Annotated in this window: 15 protein-coding genes and 1 pseudogene; 8 read left to right on the top strand and 8 right to left on the bottom strand. The window is 74.0% G+C overall.

Features of this window, described 5'->3' with window-relative positions; translation table 11 throughout:
• Window positions 1–86 precede the first annotated feature (86 nt).
• From sucB to ACIGXJ_RS02125, 3 genes are all read right to left on the bottom strand, one after another.
• On the bottom strand, window positions 87–1,886 hold the full coding sequence (sucB, locus tag ACIGXJ_RS02135) for a 2-oxoglutarate dehydrogenase, E2 component, dihydrolipoamide succinyltransferase (RefSeq protein ID WP_399640367.1): 1,800 nt from the start codon (window positions 1,884–1,886) through the stop codon (window positions 87–89).
• A 70-nt stretch (window positions 1,887–1,956) separates the two neighbouring features.
• Window positions 1,957–3,345, bottom strand: a complete 1,389-nt coding sequence (gene lpdA, locus ACIGXJ_RS02130) for a dihydrolipoyl dehydrogenase (protein ID WP_399640364.1) — start codon at window positions 3,343–3,345, stop codon at window positions 1,957–1,959.
• 352 nt (window positions 3,346–3,697) lie between these two features.
• On the bottom strand, window positions 3,698–5,227 hold the full coding sequence (locus ACIGXJ_RS02125; RefSeq protein WP_399640362.1) for a leucyl aminopeptidase: 1,530 nt from the start codon (window positions 5,225–5,227) through the stop codon (window positions 3,698–3,700).
• 342 nt (window positions 5,228–5,569) lie between these two features.
• Between ACIGXJ_RS02125 and ACIGXJ_RS02120 the strand changes: the two genes are divergently transcribed.
• The 5 genes from ACIGXJ_RS02120 (at window position 5,570) to ACIGXJ_RS02100 (ending at window position 12,114) form a co-directional block, all read left to right on the top strand.
• On the top strand, window positions 5,570–7,603 hold the full coding sequence (locus ACIGXJ_RS02120; RefSeq protein ID WP_399640359.1) for a hypothetical protein: 2,034 nt from the start codon (window positions 5,570–5,572) through the stop codon (window positions 7,601–7,603).
• A 128-nt stretch (window positions 7,604–7,731) separates the two neighbouring features.
• Window positions 7,732–9,252, top strand: coding sequence for a GT4 family glycosyltransferase PelF (gene pelF, locus ACIGXJ_RS02115; protein WP_399640356.1), 1,521 nt, complete (start codon window positions 7,732–7,734; stop codon window positions 9,250–9,252).
• Window positions 9,249–10,670, top strand: a complete 1,422-nt coding sequence (locus tag ACIGXJ_RS02110; RefSeq protein ID WP_399640353.1) for a hypothetical protein — start codon at window positions 9,249–9,251, stop codon at window positions 10,668–10,670. The genes pelF and ACIGXJ_RS02110 overlap by 4 nt, the downstream gene beginning before the upstream one ends.
• Window positions 10,667–11,302 (top strand): spherulation-specific family 4 protein, encoded by a 636-nt coding sequence (locus tag ACIGXJ_RS02105; RefSeq protein WP_399640350.1) that lies wholly within the window; start codon window positions 10,667–10,669, stop codon window positions 11,300–11,302. Before ACIGXJ_RS02110 ends, ACIGXJ_RS02105 begins: the two co-directional genes overlap by 4 nt.
• The gene (locus tag ACIGXJ_RS02100; protein ID WP_399640347.1) at window positions 11,299–12,114 is read left to right on the top strand and encodes an endo alpha-1,4 polygalactosaminidase; all 816 of its coding nucleotides are present in this window, start codon (window positions 11,299–11,301) and stop codon (window positions 12,112–12,114) included. Before ACIGXJ_RS02105 ends, ACIGXJ_RS02100 begins: the two co-directional genes overlap by 4 nt.
• Here the strand turns inward: ACIGXJ_RS02100 and ACIGXJ_RS02095 are convergent.
• Window positions 12,111–12,872 carry an adenosylcobinamide-GDP ribazoletransferase gene (locus ACIGXJ_RS02095; protein WP_399640345.1) on the bottom strand — a complete coding sequence of 254 codons (762 nt, stop codon included), beginning with the start codon at window positions 12,870–12,872 and terminating at the stop codon, window positions 12,111–12,113. The two genes, ACIGXJ_RS02100 and ACIGXJ_RS02095, sit on opposite strands and share 4 nt — an antisense overlap.
• 66 nt (window positions 12,873–12,938) lie before the next feature.
• Between ACIGXJ_RS02095 and ACIGXJ_RS02090 the strand changes: the two genes are divergently transcribed.
• Window positions 12,939–13,727, top strand: a complete 789-nt coding sequence (locus tag ACIGXJ_RS02090) for a hypothetical protein (RefSeq protein WP_399640342.1) — start codon at window positions 12,939–12,941, stop codon at window positions 13,725–13,727.
• Between the two features lie 48 nt (window positions 13,728–13,775).
• On the opposite strand, the gene cobT is transcribed toward ACIGXJ_RS02090, so the two are convergent.
• Entirely contained in the window at window positions 13,776–14,891 is a 1,116-nt protein-coding gene (cobT, locus tag ACIGXJ_RS02085) for a nicotinate-nucleotide--dimethylbenzimidazole phosphoribosyltransferase (RefSeq protein WP_399640339.1), read from the bottom strand.
• Between the two features lie 171 nt (window positions 14,892–15,062).
• Here cobT and ACIGXJ_RS02080 point away from each other — a divergent pair, with 171 nt between their 5' ends.
• Window positions 15,063–15,779 (top strand): class I SAM-dependent methyltransferase, encoded by a 717-nt coding sequence (locus tag ACIGXJ_RS02080; protein WP_399640336.1) that lies wholly within the window; start codon window positions 15,063–15,065, stop codon window positions 15,777–15,779.
• Between the two features lie 96 nt (window positions 15,780–15,875).
• Here ACIGXJ_RS02080 and ACIGXJ_RS02075 read toward each other — a convergent pair whose 3' ends face one another.
• Entirely contained in the window at window positions 15,876–17,093 is a 1,218-nt protein-coding gene (locus ACIGXJ_RS02075) for a bifunctional adenosylcobinamide kinase/adenosylcobinamide-phosphate guanylyltransferase (protein ID WP_399640333.1), read from the bottom strand.
• A 130-nt stretch (window positions 17,094–17,223) separates the two neighbouring features.
• On the opposite strand from ACIGXJ_RS02075, the gene ACIGXJ_RS02070 reads away from it, so the two are divergent.
• Window positions 17,224–17,436, top strand: coding sequence for a hypothetical protein (locus ACIGXJ_RS02070; RefSeq protein ID WP_399640331.1), 213 nt, complete (start codon window positions 17,224–17,226; stop codon window positions 17,434–17,436).
• A gap of 18 nt (window positions 17,437–17,454) precedes the next feature.
• On the opposite strand, the pseudogene ACIGXJ_RS02065 reads toward ACIGXJ_RS02070, so the two are convergent.
• Both ACIGXJ_RS02065 and ACIGXJ_RS02060 read right to left on the bottom strand, forming a co-directional pair.
• Window positions 17,455–17,733: pseudogene (locus ACIGXJ_RS02065) on the bottom strand (PDZ domain-containing protein); the annotation flags it as partial.
• A gap of 172 nt (window positions 17,734–17,905) precedes the next feature.
• Window positions 17,906–18,613 (bottom strand): class I SAM-dependent methyltransferase, encoded by a 708-nt coding sequence (locus ACIGXJ_RS02060; protein WP_399640328.1) that lies wholly within the window; start codon window positions 18,611–18,613, stop codon window positions 17,906–17,908.
• Window positions 18,614–18,671 lie beyond the last annotated feature (58 nt).

The raw sequence follows: 18,671 nt of genomic DNA, 5'->3' as shown, positions 1-18,671 counted from the left end.
GCGCCCCCAACACCGGATGCCCCCGAACCCTGTGTCCAGGGCCGGGGGCATCGGTGTTCCACCTGAGGCGTGGTCGCCGCCGGGCCTTACAGACCCAGCTCGACCTCGAACTCGCCCGCCTCCAGGATGGCCTTGACGGCCGTGAGGTAGCGGGCGGCGTCGGCGCCGTCGACCAGGCGGTGGTCGTAGGACAGGGTCAGGTACGTCATGTCGCGGACGCCGATGACCGTGCCCTCCTCCGTCTCGATGACGGCGGGGCGCTTGACGGTGGCGCCGATGCCGAGGATCGCGACCTGGCCCGGCGGCACGATGATCGTGTCGAAGAGCGCACCGCGCGAACCGGTGTTGGAGATGGTGAAGGTCGCGCCGGACAGCTCGTCGGGCGTGATCTTGTTGGCACGGACCTTGCCCGCCAGCTCCGCCGTGGCCTTGGCGATGCCGGCGATGTTCAGGTCGCCCGCGTGCTTGATGACCGGGGTCATCAGGCCCTTCTCGGAGTCCACCGCGATACCGACGTTCTCGGTGTCGAAGTAGGTGATCGTGCCCTCGGCCTCGTTGATCTTGGCGTTGATGACCGGGTGGGCCTTCAGCGCCTGCGCGGCGGCCTTGACGAAGAACGGCATCGGGGAGAGCTTGACGCCCTCACGCGCGGCGAAGGAGTCCTTCGCCAGGCCCCGCAGCCGCATCAGCCTGGTGACGTCGACCTCGACGACCGACGACAGCTGGGCCTGCTCGTGCAGCGCCTTGACCATGTTGTCGCCGATGACCTTGCGGATCCGCGGCATCTTCACGGTCTGGCCGCGCAGCGGGGACGCCTCCAGCACCGGGGCCTTCCTGGCGGCGGCCGGCGCGGCCGCGGCCGGAGCCGGGGCGGCGGTGGCGGCCTTCGCGGCCTCGGCGGCGGCGAGGACGTCCTGCTTGCGGATACGGCCGCCGACGCCGGTGCCCTTGACGGAGCCCAGGTCGACGCCGTTCTCGGCGGCGAGCTTGCGCACCAGCGGGGTGACGTAGGCACCCTCGTCGGTGGCCTGCGCGGCGGCGGGAGCCGGGGCGGCCGGAGCCTGCGGGGCCGGGGCCGGGGCCGGGGCGGCGGGAGCGGCCGGGGCCTGGGCGGCCGGAGCCGGAGCCGGGGCCGGAGCGGCGGGGGCCGGAGCCGGAGCGGCCGGAGCCGGAGCGGCCGGGGCCTCGGCCTGCGGGGCCGGAGCGGCAGGGGCGGCCGGAGCGGCGGCGGCCGGGGCGGCACCCGGGGCGCCGATGACGGCGAGCTTGGCGCCGACCTCGGCGGTCTCGTCCTCGCCGACCGTGATCTCCAGCAGCACACCGGAGGTGGGCGCCGGGATCTCGGTGTCGACCTTGTCCGTGGAGACCTCGAGCAGCGGCTCGTCGGCCTCGACGGAGTCGCCGACCGACTTCAGCCAGCGGGTGACGGTGCCCTCGGTGACGGACTCACCGAGCGCGGGCAGGACCACGTCCGTGCCCTCGGCGGAGCCGCCGCCCGCGGTGGCCTCGGCGGTGGGCGCCGGGGCCGGGGCGGCCTGCTCGGTGGAGGGCTGGGCGGCCGGGGCCGGCTCCGGAGCCGGCGGGGCGACCTGCTCGGCGGCGGGGGCCTGCTCGGCGGCCGGGGCCGGAGCCGCGGCCGGGGCGCCGCTGCCGTCGTCGATGATCGCCAGCTCGGCGCCCACCTCGACGGTCTCGTCCTCGGCGACCTTGATGGAGGCCAGCACACCCGAGGCAGGGGCCGGGATCTCGGTGTCGACCTTGTCGGTCGACACCTCGAGCAGCGGCTCGTCGGCCTCGACGCGCTCGCCCTCGGCCTTCAGCCAGCGGGTGACAGTGCCCTCGGTGACGCTCTCGCCGAGCGCCGGAAGGGTTACGGAAACCGCCATGGTTTCTGTTGCTCCTTACGAATTGCGGAAGTCTGTGTCGTCGCGACGTGTCGTGCGACCGAGGGTCGGGTCAGTCGTGCGCGTGCAGCGGCTTGCCCGCCAGGGCGAGGTGGGCCTCGCCGAGCGCCTCGTTCTGCGTCGGGTGGGCGTGGATGAGCTGGGCGACCTCGGCCGGCAGCGCCTCCCAGTTGTAGATCAGCTGGGCCTCGCCGACCTGCTCGCCCATGCGGTCGCCGACCATGTGGACGCCGACGACGGCACCGTCCTTGACCTGGACGAGCTTGATCTCGCCCGCGGTCTTCAGGATCTTGCTCTTGCCGTTGCCCGCCAGGTTGTACTTCAGAGCGACGACCTTGTCCGCGCCGTAGATCTCCTTGGCCTTGGCCTCGGTGATGCCCACGGAGGCGACCTCGGGGTGGCAGTACGTCACCCGCGGGACACCGTCGTAGTCGATCGGCACGGGCTTCAGACCGGCAAGACGCTCCGCAACCAGGATGCCCTCGGCGAAGCCGACGTGCGCGAGCTGGAGCGTGGGGACCAGGTCACCGACCGCGGAGATGGTCGGGACGTTGGTGCGCATGTACTCGTCGACCAGGACGTAGCCGCGGTCCATGGCGACGCCCTGCTCCTCGTAGCCGAGGCCCTGGGAGACCGGGCCGCGGCCGACGGCGACGAGCAGGACCTCGGCCTCGAACTCCTTGCCGTCGGCGAGGGTGACCTTCACGCCGTCCTGCGTGTACTCGGCCTTCTGGAAGAAGGTGCCGAGGTTGAACTTGATGCCGCGCTTGCGGAACGCGCGCTCAAGAAGCTTGGAGGAGTTCTCGTCCTCGACCGGGACGAGGTGCTTCAGGCCCTCGATGACCGTCACGTCGGCGCCGAAGGACTTCCACGCCGAGGCGAACTCGACGCCGATGACACCGCCGCCGAGGATGATCGCGGACTTCGGTACGCGGTCCAGGACGAGGGCGTGGTCGGAGGAGATGATCCGGTTGCCGTCGATCTCCAGGCCCGGCAGCGACTTCGGCACGGAGCCGGTCGCCAGCAGGACGTGGCGGCCCTGGACGCGCTGACCGTTCACATCGACGGAGGTGGGGGAGGACAGCCGGCCCTCACCCTCGATGTAGGTCACCTTGCGGGAGGCGACGAGACCCTGCAGACCCTTGTAGAGGCCCGAGATGACGTCGTCCTTGTACTTGTGGACACCCGCGATGTCGATGCCCTCGAAGGTGGTCTTGACGCCGAACTGCTCGCTCTCGCGGGCCTGGTCGGCGATCTCGCCCGCGTGGAGCAGGGCCTTGGTGGGGATGCAACCCCGGTGCAGGCAGGTGCCGCCGACCTTGTCCTTCTCGATCAGGGCGACGTCCAGGCCCAGCTGCGCCCCGCGCAGGGCCGCGGCGTAACCACCGCTACCACCGCCGAGGATCACTAGGTCGAAAACGGTGCTGGCGTCGTTCGCCACGTCACGTCCTCCATGCATGTGCGCCACGCCGGTCTCCAGTGACCGGTCGGCGGCTGGTGTCCGGCCGCTCGTTCTTCGGCCCTTAGGTGGGGCCCTGTCCTGCCGAGCCCCATCTTCGCACTAGTCAGCGCTTGACGAGACGCGGGGCCGGGGTGTGAGACATGGCACTCCTCGCGACCCCCCTGAGGGGCAGCACCCGAAAAGGGGCGCGGGGCTCCGCCGGCGCGCGGCCTCTGGGGCAGCCCCCAGGGGCGCGGGGAACTGCGCGAACAGCCCCCACGCCCCCGCGGCCGCCGTACAAGCGACGGGACCGAGCTCTCGGGCGAAGGCCGCCCGGGCTCTCGGGCGAAGGTCAGCCCAGGTCCCCGGCAGCCGTCAGCTCCGCCAGCCGCACCAGCGTGCGCACGGCGGACCCGGTGCCGCCCTTGGGCGTGTACCCGAACGGCCCGCCCTCGTTGAAGGCCGGACCGGCGATGTCGAGGTGCGCCCAGGTGATGCCCTCGCCGACGAACTCGCGCAGGAAGAGACCGGCGACGAGCCCGCCGCCCATCCGCTCACCCATGTTCGCGATGTCGGCCACCGGAGAGTCCATGCCCTTGCGCAGGTGCTCCGGCAGCGGCATCGGCCACGACTCCTCGCCGACCTCCTCCGCCGCCTCGACCACCGCGGAGCGGAACGCGTCGTCGTTGGCCATGACACCGAACGTCCGGTTGCCCAGCGCCAGCACCATCGCCCCGGTCAGCGTCGCCACGTCCACGATCGCGTCCGGCTTCTCCTGGGAGGCCGCCCACAGCGCGTCGGCCAGCACCAGCCGGCCCTCGGCGTCGGTGTTGAGCACCTCCACCGTCTTGCCGCTGTACATGCGCAGCACGTCACCGGGGCGGGTGGCCGAGCCGGACGGCATGTTCTCGGCGAGCGCCAGCCACGCGGTGACGTTCACCTCCAGGCCGAGGCGCGCGGCGGCGACCACGGCCGCGAAGACCGCCGCCGCGCCGCTCATGTCGCACTTCATGGTCTCGTTGTGACCGGCCGGCTTCAGCGAGATGCCGCCCGAGTCGTAGGTGATGCCCTTGCCGACCAGCGCGAGGTGCTTCTTCGCCTTGGAGGAGGTGTACGACAGCTTCACCAGGCGGGGAGCGGACGCCGAGCCCGCGCCGACGCCGAGGATGCCGCCGTAGCCGCCCTTGGCGAGCGCCTTCTCGTCGAGCACCTGCACCTTGAGGCCGTGCTCCTTGCCCGCGGTCTGCGCGACGGCGGCGAAGGCCTCCGGGTCGAGGTCGTTCGGCGGGGTGTTGATCAGGTCGCGGGCGCGGTTGAGCTCCTCGGCGACCGCGACGGCGCGCTCGACCGCGGCCTTCTGGGCCTTGTCGCGCGGCTTGCCGCCCAGCAGGACGACCTCGGCGAGCGGAGCCTTGCCGTTCTTGGCGTTCTTGCCGTTCTTGCCGTTGTCCTTGTACGCGTCGAAGGAGTACGCGCCCAGCAGCGCGCCCTCCGCGATCGCGCCCGCGTCGCCGGAGTCGGCGAGCGGCAGGGCGAAGCCGGCCTTCTTGGTGCCGGTGAGGGCGCGGGCGGCCGCACCGGCGGCGCGGCGCAGCGCCTCGGCGTCGTACTCGCCGTTCTTCTCCGGCGCGGCGCCCAGGCCCACCGCCACCAGGAGCGGGGTCTTGAAGCCGGACGGCGCCGGCAGCTTGGTCACCTCGCCCTCGGCGCCCGAGGCGCCGAGGGTCTCCAGAACGCCGGCGAGCTTGCCGCCGTAGGCCTTGTCCACGGCCTCGGCGCCCGGCGCGACGACAGGGCCCTGGGCGGCCTTGGCGACACCGATCACGATCGCGTCGGCCCTCAGATTGGGTGCCGCGGACGTGCTGAGAGTGAGAGCAGTCACGGTGGTGAAATCTCGCTTCCGATGTGAAGTTGCTGTGGCCGAACGGTGTGGGTCGGCCGGGCCCGACAGCCGACCCTAGAACCGGGGTGAGCCCTCGCTCTCCACCGGGGTCCGCACCAGTGCGGCGTATGCCTGGCACGAGACTACGCGCGTGCGCCGAGTTCGCTCATTCCTACGGGCGTTCACCTGTGAGTGGCGTCGTGGCTATTTCCCGATACTCACACTCGGTGACTTGAGTCACACTCATCGCGTTCGGATGAGCGGCGGTGATGCCGCTTTGAATGATTTCCACGGATCCCCCGTCAATGAGCACAGGGGGATCTTCTGGGGGGAGGACCAGAAATGGCGCAGAGCGCGCACGGACGGCGGAACACGGCAGCGGCCCTCGGGGTCGCGGGCCTGCTGGCCCTGGGGGTGGGGGCCCCGCAGGCGTCGGCCGCCACGGCACCGCGCATCGACCTCAGGGTGCTGCTCGTGGACAACGGCGACAGCGCGGTCCGCGCGATCGCCGCCCAGCTGAGGAGCACGGGCGTGCCGTACACCACGCTCGACCTGTCGGACCCGGGCCGCCCGGCCGTCACGGACGCCTTCCTCAGCGACACGGTGAACGGCACGCCGCGTGCGAAGTTCCAGGGTGTGGTGCTGCCCCACGAGGCGCCCTTCGGCCCCGGCTCGGCCGAGCAGACCGCGCTGGAGACCTACGAGCGCACCTACGGCATCCCGCAGGTCGACGCCTACACCTGGGCGCACCCCGGCGTCGGCCTCGACTACACCAGCGAGGGCGGCTGGGCCGGCCCGCTCGACGGCGCCGAGGCGTCCGTCACCGCCGCGGGCAGGGCGGGCCGCTTCGGCTACCTCGACGGCGCCTTCGCCTTCGAGGACAACGACCCGGCCGTCCAGGAGAGCTACGGCTACGCGGCCCGCCCGCGCACCGGGTTCACGTCGTACGTCGACATCCCCGTGCCCGGCGGCAGCGGCCGGGGCAGCCTGGTCGGCGAGTACGCGCACGACGGTCGCCGCGAGCTGGTGGTGACCTTCGCCTACAACCAGCACCAGCGGCAGTTCCGGCTGCTGGCCCGCGGCATCGTGGAGTGGCTGACCGACGGCGTCCACCTGGGCCGGGACCGCAACTACTTCGCCGTGCACGTCGACGACGTCTTCGCGCCCGACGCCCGCTGGGACACCGGCCGCAACTGCACCCCGGGCGACTTCGACTGCCCCGGCGGCGACGACGGCGGCGCCGACCCCATCCGGATGACCGCCGAGGACGCCGCCCACGCCGCCCAGTGGCAGCGCGAGCACGGCTTCACCATGGACATGGTCTACAACGCCGGCGCGGGCGAGGAGTGGAAGGCCGAGCACGGCGGCACCGACGCCCTCACCGACCGGCTGCTCGCCGACAAGGCGCGATACCGCTGGATCAACCACACCTACACGCACCCCTTCCTGGGCTGTGTGCAGGACACCTCCACGGTGCCGTGGACCTGCGCGAAGAACGCCGACGGCTCGACCCGGTACATGAGCCGCTCCGAGATCTCCGCGCAGATCAGGAACAACAAAAACTGGGCGTCCCTCAAGGGCCTGCCCGTCGACACGAGCGAACTCGTCACCGGCGAGCACTCGGGCCTGCGGACCCTGCCGCAGCAGCCCGACGACAACCCGGGCCTGGCCGGCGCCCTCGCCGACAACGGCGTCAAGTGGATCGCCTCGGACAACTCCCGCGAACCGCAGCAGCGGCCCGTCGGAGGCGCGCTCACCGTGCCCCGCCACCCGATGAACGTGTACTACAACACGGGCACCGAGGCCGAGATGGCCGACGAGTACAACTGGATCTACACCTCGGCGGCCGACGGCGGCAGCGGCGTCTGCGAGAACAACCCCACCTCCACCTGCCTGCCCGGTCCGCTCGACCCCGCCACCGGCTACGACGAGCACATCGTCCCGCAGGAGGCCCGCACCGCCCTGGCCCACGTCATCGCCAACGACCCGCGCCCGCACTACGCCCACCAGTCCAACCTGGCCGAGGACCGGATCCTGTACCCGGTCATGGAGAAGGTGCTGGCCGACTACCGGGCCCTGTTCGCGGACGACACCCCGCTGGAGAACCTCCGCCAGAGCGCGATCGGTACCGAGCTCAAGCGCCGCGCGGCCTGGGAGACGGCCCTGGCGAACGGCCGCGTCACGGCCTACCGCGTCGGCACGACCGTCACCGTCACGGCCCCCTCGGGCGTCCAGATCCCGATCACCGCACCCGAGGGCACCCGCAAGCAACTCGTGCTCGGCACGACCGCGTTCGGTACGCCGTACGCGGGCATGCGCTCGGCCTGGACGACCCCGGAGCTTCTCCAGTCGTCGCTGACGCTCAAGTTGGCCTAGCAGGGGCGCGGGGCCGTATCGATGTGCGGCTCCGCCGCGTGGGCGCGACCGGCCCAGGCGACCCGCGGTCGGCGGACCGGCGGCGGTTCCCCGCACACATCCGAACAAACAGGGGGGCAAGCGCAGCGATGCGCACAGGCCAGCACGTCACCATGCTCACAGAAGGCACGTATCCGCACGTCCACGGAGGGGTCAGCACCTGGTGCGACCAACTCGTGAAGGGCATGCCGGACGTCGGCTTCCACATCGTCTCGATCACCGGAACCGGCCGTGAGCCGGTCACCTGGGACCTGCCGCCGAACGTCCGCCACCACACCACGGTCCCCACCTGGGGCCCCCGCCCCGCCCGCGCACGCGCCCCGTACGGCAAGGCCCGCCGCCGCTTCACCGACACCTACGAAAGGTTCCTGCTCTCCTTCCTGGACCCGGAGTCCGCCTGCGACTTCGGCGAGGCCCTCACCGACCTGGCCCGACTGGCCCGCGAGGGCCGCCTGTCCGCGGCCCTGCGCACGGAGACCGCGCTGCGCTCGCTGATGTGGATCTGGACCATGCCGCATCTGCCGACCGCCGCGGCCCGCCCCACCGTGCACGACGCGCTCACCGCCACCGACCTGCTGGAACACGCCCTGCGCCCGCTCGGCACCCGCATCGCGCAGGACTCGGTCGCGCACGCGGTCAGCAGCGGCCTGGCCACGCTGCCCGCGCTCGCGGCACGCGCCCTGGACGGCGTTCCGTTCCTGCTCACCGAGCACGGCATCTATCTGCGCGAGCGCTACCTCGGTTACAGCCGCGACACCCAGCGATGGCCCGTGAAGGCCTTCATGCTCGGCTTCTACCGTGAACTCAACTCGCACGGCTACCGCTCCGCCGACCTGATCACACCCTGCAACCAGTACAACCGCCGCTGGGAGGAACGCGGCGGCGCCGACCCCGACCGCATCCGCACGGTCTACAACGGCGTCGACCCCGCCGCCTTCCCGCACGCCGGCCCCGAGCCGGACGTCCCCACCCTCACCTGGTGCGGCCGGGTCGACCCCATCAAGGACCTGGAGACCCTGATCCGCGCCTACTCCATGGTCCGCGCCGAGCTGCCCGAGACCCGGCTGCGCCTGTTCGGCCCGGTCCCGCCCGGCGGCGAGTCGTACCTGACCAGGCTGGAGAAGCTGGCCGCCGAACTCGGCGTCACCGACGGCCTCACCTTCGAGGGCCGCATCAGCGAGGTCTGGCGGGCCTACGCCGCCGGCCATGTCGTCATGCTGTCCTCCATCTCGGAGGGCTTCCCGTTCTCCATCATCGAGGCCATGTCCTGCGGCCGTACGACCGTCTCCACCGACGTCGGCGGGGTGCGCGAGGCAGTCGGCGACACCGGCCTGGTCGTCCCGCCGCGCGAACCGGAGAAGATGGCGGCAGCGGCCCTCACCCTCCTCAAGGACGACGAACGGCGCCGGGAGCTCGCCGAGTTGTCCCGCCGGCGCGTCATCGACCGCTTCACGCTCCGCCGCTGCGTGGAGAACTTCCGCACGATCTACCACGAGCTCGCGGGCCTCCCCGAGGTGTACGAGCCGACCGTGGAGACCGTCACCGACTGGACCCTGGAGCTGCGCGACCCCTGGTACGCGGCCGTCGCCACGGAAGGGGCCGACTGGTGAGCGGCAGTGTCTGGCTGCCGCCCGGCGCCCGCCCCGACACCCTGCCCGTCATCCCGCGCCGCCGCACCACCCCCAGCTGGGCCGCGCCCGACCCGATCGACGAACTCACCGACCGCCTGGAGGACTTCATCGCCGCGGCCGTCCACCCCGACGAGATAGCCGCACTGCTGGAGTCCGACGGCATGTCCGACGACCGGATACGCACGACGTACGGCGTGAAGGGCTCCTTCGCGCTCGCCGAGGAGCTCTACGCCCGCGTCGACCGCCGCCACCCCGAGCCCGAGGGCCCCGTCCACGACCCCTGGCGGATCGGCCCGCTCGGCTGTCTGGTCCGCGGGGTCGTCTACGCCCTTCCCGGCCTGGCGTACGTCCTCCTGCCGACGGCCACCCTCCCCCTCCTCGCCGCCGCCCTCACCGGCTGGACCTGGAACCAGGGCCTGTCCCACCGTGCCTACGCCTGGCTCGGCCTCGGCGACCGCGCGGCGGCCCGCCGCTGCCTGCTCGTCGGCGCCCCCGCCGGCGCCCTCCTGGGCTCCCTGACCGCCCTCGCCGTCACCGGCACCTCCGACCCGACCGCCCTCGCCTTCGCCACCGGCCAGTCGGCCTACCTGGGAGCGGCGACGATCCTGCTGGTGACGGGCCGCGAACGGCACCTGCTGTACGCCCTCCTGCCGATGGCGGCGGGCGCGGCGCTCACGCCCGTGCTCTCGCTCCCGGGGCCGGTCCGCCACGCCCTGCTGCTGGGTTCCCTGCTGGCGGTGGTGACCTCGGCCGTGCGCCCCACGGAGGGCGGGGCTGCGCCGGACAAGCGGCGGCCGCCGCGTGGGCACGGTCGGCCGCGGCGCACCCGCACCCGGCGGACGGCGGCGGGGCCCCCGCTCCTCGCCTCCCTTCCGTACGCCCTCTTCGGCCTGGGCAGCGGAGTGCTGGTGCTCCACGTGGCTCTCGGAAGCGCGCCCGGCGCGGTCGCCCTCACCCTCGGTATGGGAGCAGCCGAGTGGCTGCTCCACCGCTTCCGCAGCGCCGGCCTCGCGGCGCTGCGCTCCACCGGCACCCCGGCCGCCTTCCGCCGGGCGACCGCCCTGATGGTCGCCCGCTGCCTCACCGGCTACCTCGCCGTCCTCACCGCGCTCGCCCTGGCCACCGCCGCCCTGTGGCCGCACTCCCCGGACCTCGCGGGCCCCCGCCTGGCCGGCCTGCTGCTGCTCGGCGTGGTCGTGTGGACCGGGCTGCTGCTCCAGTCCTTCGGCGCGATCGTCAGCGCGGCGCTGGTGTCCTGCGCGGCGGCCCTCGCCCAGACCCTGCTCCTGTCCACGCAGGCTCCCGCATGGACGGGACCCGCGGTGTACGGCGCGGCGGCCGCGGCACAGGCGACCCTGGTGTGCCTGCTGCTGGGAAGGGCGACCGCCCACCGATGAGCACCCTGCTGGTCCCGTACTACGAGCACCCCGACATCCGCCCCGCCGAATGGCAGGCGATCCTCACCGCGGCGCCCCGCCTCTACGGCGTCGTCCTCAACCCGGCCAGCGGCCCGGGGGAGCGCCCCGACCCGGCGTTCGCGCGGACGGCGGCCCGGCTGCGGGACGCGGGCGTCCGGGTCCTGGGCTACGCCGACACCGCCTACGGCGACCGGCCCCACGCCGACGTCGTACGCGATCTCACCCGCCACCACAGCTGGTACGGCACCGACGGCGTCTTCCTCGACCAGGCCGCCACGTCCCCGCAGGCCCTGCCGTACTACCGCCGACTCGCCTCGGCCGCCTGGGCCTCCGGCTGCGCCACCCTCGTCCTCAACCACGGCACCCCGCCCGACCCGGCGTACGCGAGGATCGCCGACGTCCTGGTCACCTTCGAGGGCCCCTGGGAGAGCTACCGGGACCTGCCGCCCACACCGTCGTACGGCCACGGGGTCCGGGTCTGCCACCTGGTGTACGGCGTCCCGGCCGGCGCCGGCCCGCGGGTGCGGGGCGCCGACCTGCACTGCGCGGTGCCGGGCGCGGGGGATCATCCTTGGGGTACGTTGCCGCACACCCTGGAGCCCGCCCGGTGAGACGCCCCGCCCTTCTTGTCGCCCTGTTCCTCCTGCTCGCGGCCTGCACCTCGGCCCCCGACGACTCCGAGGGCGAGCCGGCCCCCGGCGGGCGCTGGCGGCCGCGGCCCGGCATCGCCTGGCAGTGGCAGCTCAGCGGCCGGCTGGACACCTCCGTCGACGTGCCGGTGTACGACATCGACGGCTTCGACCACGACGCCGGCACGGTCGCCGCCCTGCACGACGACGGCCGCAAGGTCGTCTGCTACCTCTCCACGGGCGCCTGGGAGGACTGGCGCCCCGACGCCGACGCCTTCCCGCGCTCGCTCCTCGGCCGGGGCAACGGCTGGGAGGGCGAGCGCTGGCTCGACATCCGCCGCACGGACGTCCTGGAGCCGCTGATGGCGGCCCGCCTGGACATGTGCCGCGACAAGGGCTTCGACGCGGTCGAGCCGGACAACATGGACGGCTACGCCAACGAGACCGGCTTCCCCCTGACCTCCGCCGACCAGCTCCGCTACAACCGCCTGATCGCCCGCCTGGCCCACGACCGCGGCCTCGCGGTCGGCCTGAAGAACGACCTCGACCAGATCCCCGAGCTGGTCGGCGACTTCGACTTCGCGGTGAACGAGCAGTGCGCCCAGTACGAGGAGTGCGACGCCCTCACCCCGTTCGTGGAGGCCGGCAAGGCCGTCCTGCACGTGGAGTACGAGCTGCCGGTGCGCCGCTTCTGCCCCGAGGCGCGGGAGCTGGGCCTGAGCTCGATGCTGAAGCGCTACGAGCTGGACGCGTGGCGACGGCCGTGTCCCGAGGGGCCGTCCGACACCCCCTAGCCCAGCGCGAGCACCACGAGCGCGGCGGTGACGGCCGTCTCCGCGAGCCCGCCGAACACGTCCCCGGTCACCCCGCCGAACCGCCGGACGCACCGCCGCAGCAGCAGCTCGGCCGCGCCGGCCGCGGCGACGACGGCCAGGGGCCCCCGGACGAGGCCGCAGACCGCGCCGGCCACCACCACGGCCAGCGCCACCGCGACCGCCCCCCGCACGGGAACGACCCCCGCCACGGCGGCCCCCAGCCCCTCGGGCCGGGCCGCGGGGACCCCCGTCCGCGCGGCCAGGGTCAGCGCGAGCCGCCCGGCGGTGGCGGACACGGCCACCGCGAGCGCCCCCCGTACCCAGGAGCTTTCGTACAGCTGGGCCACGGCGGCGATCTGGGCGAGCAGCACGAACACCAGCGTGATCACACCGAACGGCCCGATGTCCGACTGCTTCATGATCCGCAGGGCGTCCTCGGCGGGCTTGCCGCTGCCCAGCCCGTCCGCGGTGTCGGCGATCCCGTCGAGGTGCAGGCCCCGGGTGAGCACGGCCGGCAGGGCGACGGAGGCGACGGCGGCGAGCAGCGACCCGGCCCCGAGGACCAGCAGCAGCAGCCCGGCGGCACCGGCCGCCAGACCCAGCACCGCCCCGACCAGCGGAGCGCACAGCATCCCGCCCCGGGCCGCCCCGCGGTCCCAGCGCGTCACGCGCACGGGCAGCACGGACAGCGTGCCGAAGGCGAAGCGGAGGCCGTGAGCAGCGGGTATCGAGGACACGGCGGAAGGCTACGCGACGGCGCGACCCGAGAGGCGGCCGTACCCGCGCGGACGGACACTGCCGACATGGGCGACTGGTTTCACCGCAACATCACCGAACCCGGCAAGCTGCCGCTGCTGCTCGCCCTGCTGGCGTTCGTGCTGACCTTCCTCGTCACGCGGACCATCACCCGTATGATCCGCGCGGGCCGGGGGCCGTTCCGCAACGTCCAGTCGGGCGGGCTGCACATCCATCACGTGGTGCCCGGTGTGGTCCTGACCTTCGTCGGCGGGTTCGCCGCGGTGGCCGGCGGCCGGCACGGCTTCGGGGCGTCGCTCGCCGCGGTCGTCTTCGGCATCGGCGCGGGCCTGGTGCTCGACGAGTTCGCGCTGATCCTGCACCTCGACGACGTCTACTGGACGGAGGCCGGCCGCCAGAGCGTGGAGGTGGTGGTGCTGACCGCGGCACTGGTCGGCCTGCTGCTGCTCGGCTTCTCGCCCTTCGGCGTGGACGGCCTCAGCGACGACCAGGTCGAGAACCGGGGCACCGCCCTCGCGACGATCGGCGCGAACTTCCTGTTCGCGCTGGTGGCCCTCGGCAAGGGCAAGATCCGCATGGCCCTGTTCGGCGTGATCGTGCCGGTCGTGGCGCTCGTCGGCGCGATCAGGCTGGCCCGCCCCGGTTCCGCGTGGGCCCGCCGCCTCTACCGCCGCCGCCCTCGTGCGCGGGCCCGCGCGACCCTGCGCGCCTACCGCCACGACCGCCGCTGGACCGGGCCCGCCCGCCGCCTGCAGGACTGGATCGGCGGCAGCCCGGACCCGGCGTCGGCACAGCTGCCGCCGCCCCCGCCCCCGTCGACGCGCGACTCCCCCTGACGGCGGTGCCGCACCGCACGCACACGGTGCGGTGCGGGTCTCCGCGTCTCAGTCCTCCGTGGGCTCCCCGGCGGGCTCCTCCTCCGGCTTCTCCGCGGGCTTCTCCGCGGGCTTCTCCTCGGGCCGTTCGGGCAGTTCCGCCGCCAGCGCCGCCGCGGACTGCACCAGCGGCAGGGCGAGCAGCGCGCCCGCGCCCTCGCCGACCGTCACGCCGTGGTCCAGGAGCGGCTCCAGGGCCATCCGGTCCAGCGCCTTGGCCTGCGCGGGCTCCCCGCTGAGCTGTCCGGCCAGCCACCAGTCGGGCGCCCGGAACGCGATCCGCTGCCCGACGAGCGCGCACGCCGCGCCGACCACACCGTCCAGCACGACCGGCAGCTTGCGTACGGCGGCCTGGAGCAGGAAACCCGTCGTCGCGGCGAGGTCCGCCCCGCCGACGGCCGCCAGCAGCCGCAACTGCTCACCGAGCACCGGCCGGGCCCGCCGCAACGCGTCCCGGATCGCCGCGCACTTGCGCATCCAGGCCAGGTCGTCGATCGCCAGCCCGCCCCGCCCGGTCACCACCGAGGCGTCGGTCCCGCAGAGCGCGGCGACCAGCACCCCCGCGGCCGTGGTCCCGCCCACGCTCACATCGCCGAGCACCACCAGGTCCGTACCGGAGTCGGCCTCCTCGTCGGCCACCGCCATGCCCGCCCGGAAAGCGGCCTCCGCCTCCTCCAGGGTGAGCGCGTCCTCCACGTCGATCCGCCCGCTGCCGCGCCGCACCCGATGCCGTACGACGTCCGCGGGCAGGGTCTGCGGGTCGCAGTCCAGCGCCATGTCGACCACCCGCACCGGCACGCCCTGCCGCCGGGCCAGCACCGCCACCGGACGGGCGCCCTCCAGGATCCCGCGCACCAGCTCCACCGCGCTGCCCGCGGGCCGCGCCGACACCCCGAGCCCGGCGATGCCGTGGTCGGCGGCGAACAGCACGACCTTCGGCCGCTCGACCGGCCGCACCGGCACCACGCCCTGCGCGGCGGCCAGCCACTCACCCAGTTCGTCCAGGCGCCCCAACGATCCGGGCGGCACGATCTGACGCTCCCGGCGCGCCTCCGCGTCGCGGCGCACCCCGCCGTCGGGACGCTCGATCAGATCGGTGAAGTCGTCGAGATTCAGCGAGCTCATTCGCCGAACAGTACCGGCACCACTCGAATAGGACGCCGCCACATCGCCACCACACCCCCACGACGTCGTTGCACCCAAGATCGGGATCCCATACGTTCCGTTTTGCAGTGGATTGTCGTACCCCCGTCTGCCGCCCGTGTCCGCCGCCCCGGCCGTCCCTGGGAGTCACCGATGCCACCCGCCCACGCCGCTCCACGCCGCGACGACTGCCCGTGGTGCGGCTCCAGGAGCCTGCGCACCAGGCCGGGTTCGCCCGCCGTCGACGAATGCCGCGACTGCGCCCACGTCTTCCAGAACCCCAGACAGGTGTGCCTGCCGCTGTTCGACGCCCGGACGGACGGGGTGCGCGCCGCCGTCACCCGGCTGCGCCACCGCCTCGCCGCCCGCGCGATGCTGCCCTTCCCCGAACCGGAGAGCTGGCTCGACGTAGGCACCGGCCACGCCGACTTCCCCGAGACCGCCCGCATGGTCTTCCCCTACACCGCCTTCGACGGCGTCGACGCCACCCCCCGCGTCGCCCACGCCCGCGCCGCCGGCCGCGTAGAGGAGGCCCACGTGGGCCCGCTGACGGCCCCCGAGGTCCTCACCCGGCTGCGCGCCCGCTACGACGTGGTCAGCCTCCTCCACCACCTGGAGCACACCACCGACCCCCGCGCGGAGCTGCGCGCCGCGCTGACCGCCCTCCGCCCCGGCGGCCACGTCCTGATCGAGACGACCGACCCCCGCCGGCTGCCCCTGCCACGCGTCCCCCACCTGCTGCCCCCGGCGAACGTCCGCGCCGAACTCTCGGCCGGGGGCTGCGAACTGGTCACCTCCACGGTGCCCGCGTTCCTGCGCCGGGCCCGGGTGTCACGGGCGTACCGGGTCATCGCGAGGAGGTGCGCCTAGCGCGGGGCGGGCGCGAGCCGCCGGGCGAGCACGGGCCGTCGTCGGCCGGTCGCGCGGCTCCCCGCGCCCCTGAGGGCATCCGCCCCGGCCGCGCCCTCAGCCCCGCAGCACGAGGGCCTGGCCCGCCACCACCAGCAGCACCTGTTCGCACTCACCGGCGAACGCCGCGTTCAGGCGGCCGAGTTCGTCCCGGTAGCGCCTTCCCGAGGCGGTGGCGGGCACGATGCCGGACCCCACCTCGTTGGAGACGGCGACGACGACCCGCCGGGTCTCGCGCACGGCGTCCGTCAGTTCACGCACCCGCTCCCGCAGGGCCCGCTCGCCCCCGTCCGCCCACTCGGCGTCGTCCCACGCCCCGACCGCGTCCATCGCGTCCGTCAGCCACAGCGACAGACAGTCGACCAGCAGCGGCGGCCCGTCGTCCTTCAGCAGCGGCACCAGGTCGCAGGTCTCCGACGTACGCCACGAACCCGGCCGCCGCTCCCGGTGCGCCGCCACCCGGGCCGCCCACTCGGTGTCCCCGCCCCGCGTCCCGCCCGTCGCCACGTACAGCACGTCCGGGAACGCCTCGAGGCGCCGCTCGGCCTCCACCGACTTCCCCGACCGCGCCCCGCCCAGCACCAGCGTCCGCCGCGGCACGTCCGGCACGTCTCGCATGCTCTGGTACGCCCCCACCGCCAGCGTCGTCCCGTCCGGCACGGCCCGCGCACCGGCCGCCGCGAGCCGCCGCCGCAACTCCGCGCCCGGCGGCACGTCGTGGTCCAGATGCACGGCGAGCACATCCGTCGTCGGCCCCACCGCGCCCACCGCCCGCAGCCGGGCCAGCGCGTCCGGCCGCCCGACGACGTCCAGGAGCACCATGTCGTACGGCTCCCCGGCCGCGCCGCCCTCCTCGAGCCCGGCCGGCGCCCCGCCCGGCGGGAGATACAGCAGCCGCTGCCCCTCCGGCCCCGTCACGGCGTACCCGGTACCCGGCGCGTCCATCGCCACCGCCCGCACCCGATGCCCCGTCAGCGACGCCAACTCCCGCCCGTCCGGCACCCGCCCCGGCTGCGGCAGCCCCGCCGGCACCTCGACGGCCGGCCCTTCGTGGGGGTGCGACAGCAGCACCTGCCGTACGCCCGACAGCGACCGGCCCGCCCGGGCGGCGGCGAAGGCCGCACCAAGGGTGAGGTCGAGCAGCAACGCCCCGTCCACCAGCAACGCGGTGGCCGCCCGCGCGTCCGCACCGAGCGCGGTCGCACAGGCGGCACAGGGACAGTCGGGCCGGGGAAGCCCGGCGGGGGCACCAGTGCCGAGAAGCGTCAGTTCCACGCCCTGATTCTCGCCGGTCACTGAGGAACACGCCCGGCGGGTACGTCCCTCAGGGGCGCGTGGCCGCACCACAGACGGCCCGCGGCCGAACGGCTACGCTCGACGCAGTCAAACGATCAGGGAGGCCTGCATGGCGACATGGACGTGGCGGTTCGAGAAGGCCGACGGGACGGAGGTCCAGCCCGCGGTCCAGCCCGAGGAGTTCACCACGCAGGGCGACGCGGAGTCCTGGATCGGCGAGTACTGGAAGGACCTGCTCGCCGGCGGAGCCGACCAGGTGCGCCTGTTCGAGGACAGCACCGAGATCTACGGCCCGATGAGCCTGCACGCCGACGAGGCGTGACGGGCGGGGGCGGCCGCCTCACTGCTCGCCCAGCGTGACGTCCACGGTCTTCTCGGCCCCGTCCCGCTCGAAGGCGAGCGAGACCTCGTCACCCGGCTTCTCGTCGGCGAGCGCCTCCGTGAGGGAGGTGATCGTCGTGATGTCCGTGTCACCGAGCCGGGTGATGACGTCCCCGCTCCGCAGTCCGGCTCCGTCGGCCGCCCCGCCCCGCTGGACGTCGACCACGGCGACCCCGACGGCACGGTTGCCGTCGTCGACGAGCGTACGGCCGGTGATGCCGAGCGCGGCCCGCCCGGCGCACCCGAGTCCCGGCCGCCGCCGGAGCACCCGGCCGGCGCGAGGCGGCACAGCACCGCGATGACGGGCACGGCGGCGCGGAACCGGGAAGCGTCCATGCCCCGAGTCTCACGCGGGGGCCGGGCCCCGGCCTGTCCGGCTCACCCGAACGGGGGCCGTCCCCGCCCGCGGGTCAGCCGCGTACCCCGCACAGGTGCAGCAGCGCCGCCACCGCGCGGTAGGGGTCCGTACGGCCCGCCTTCTGCTCGGCGGCCAGCAGCCGGTCGAGGTCCTCGGCGCCGGGGATCTCCGCCCCGTCGGCCGCGGTGTCGGTGAAGACCCGCACGCCGTACCAGGCGTGCAGCGGCGCCCCGATGCCCGCCAGTGTCGCGGTGAGCGTCTGCAGCCGGTCGGCCCGTACGTCCAGCCCGAGACGGTTGCGGTAGGCGGTGGTGTCGAAGGCGGCCAGCGCCCCGGCCCAGTCGCCGGCCATACCCGGCCGCATGGCCAGCGCGTCGGCGTTGCGGACCAGCAGCGACAGCAGCCCGCCCGGCGCCAGCACCCGCGCCAGGCCCGCCAGCAGCGGGTCCGGCTCCTCGACGTACATCAGCACGCCGTGGCACAGCACCACGTCGAAGCTGCCCGGCAGGAAGTGCACACCGGTGTCCCGGCCGTCGCCCTGCACGATCCGCATCCGCTCCCGGATGCCCTCGGGCTCGGCGGACAGCGCCTCACGCGCCGCGGCGATCATCGTCGCGTCGCGCTCGATGCCGGTGACCTCGTGGCCGATCCGGGCCAGGCGCAGCGCCTGCGTGCCCTGGCCCATCCCCACGTCGAGCACCCGCAGCCGCTGCCCGACCGGGAACCGCCCGGCTATCTGCTCGTCGAGCTGCCGGGCCACCAGCTCCTGCCGTACGACATCACGCAGCCCGCCCAGCCTGCTCAGCCAGGCGTCGGCC

The organism is Streptomyces sp. NPDC053367 (assembly GCF_044545925.1).
GTDB lineage: Bacteria > Actinomycetota > Actinomycetes > Streptomycetales > Streptomycetaceae > Streptomyces.
This window is presented reverse-complemented; position numbering and strand designations above follow the sequence as displayed.

Coding starts and splice junctions, on each gene's coding strand:
- sucB (WP_399640367.1), bottom strand. CDS start 1,886: ATGGCGGTTTCCGTAACCCTTCCGGCGCTCGGCGAGAGCGTCACCGAG.
- cobT (WP_399640339.1), bottom strand. CDS start 14,891: ATGAGCTCGCTGAATCTCGACGACTTCACCGATCTGATCGAGCGTCCC.
- ACIGXJ_RS02090 (WP_399640342.1), top strand. CDS start 12,939: ATGGGCGACTGGTTTCACCGCAACATCACCGAACCCGGCAAGCTGCCG.
- ACIGXJ_RS02080 (WP_399640336.1), top strand. CDS start 15,063: ATGCCACCCGCCCACGCCGCTCCACGCCGCGACGACTGCCCGTGGTGC.
- ACIGXJ_RS02105 (WP_399640350.1), top strand. CDS start 10,667: ATGAGCACCCTGCTGGTCCCGTACTACGAGCACCCCGACATCCGCCCC.
- pelF (WP_399640356.1), top strand. CDS start 7,732: ATGCGCACAGGCCAGCACGTCACCATGCTCACAGAAGGCACGTATCCG.
- ACIGXJ_RS02070 (WP_399640331.1), top strand. CDS start 17,224: ATGGCGACATGGACGTGGCGGTTCGAGAAGGCCGACGGGACGGAGGTC.
- ACIGXJ_RS02120 (WP_399640359.1), top strand. CDS start 5,570: ATGGCGCAGAGCGCGCACGGACGGCGGAACACGGCAGCGGCCCTCGGG.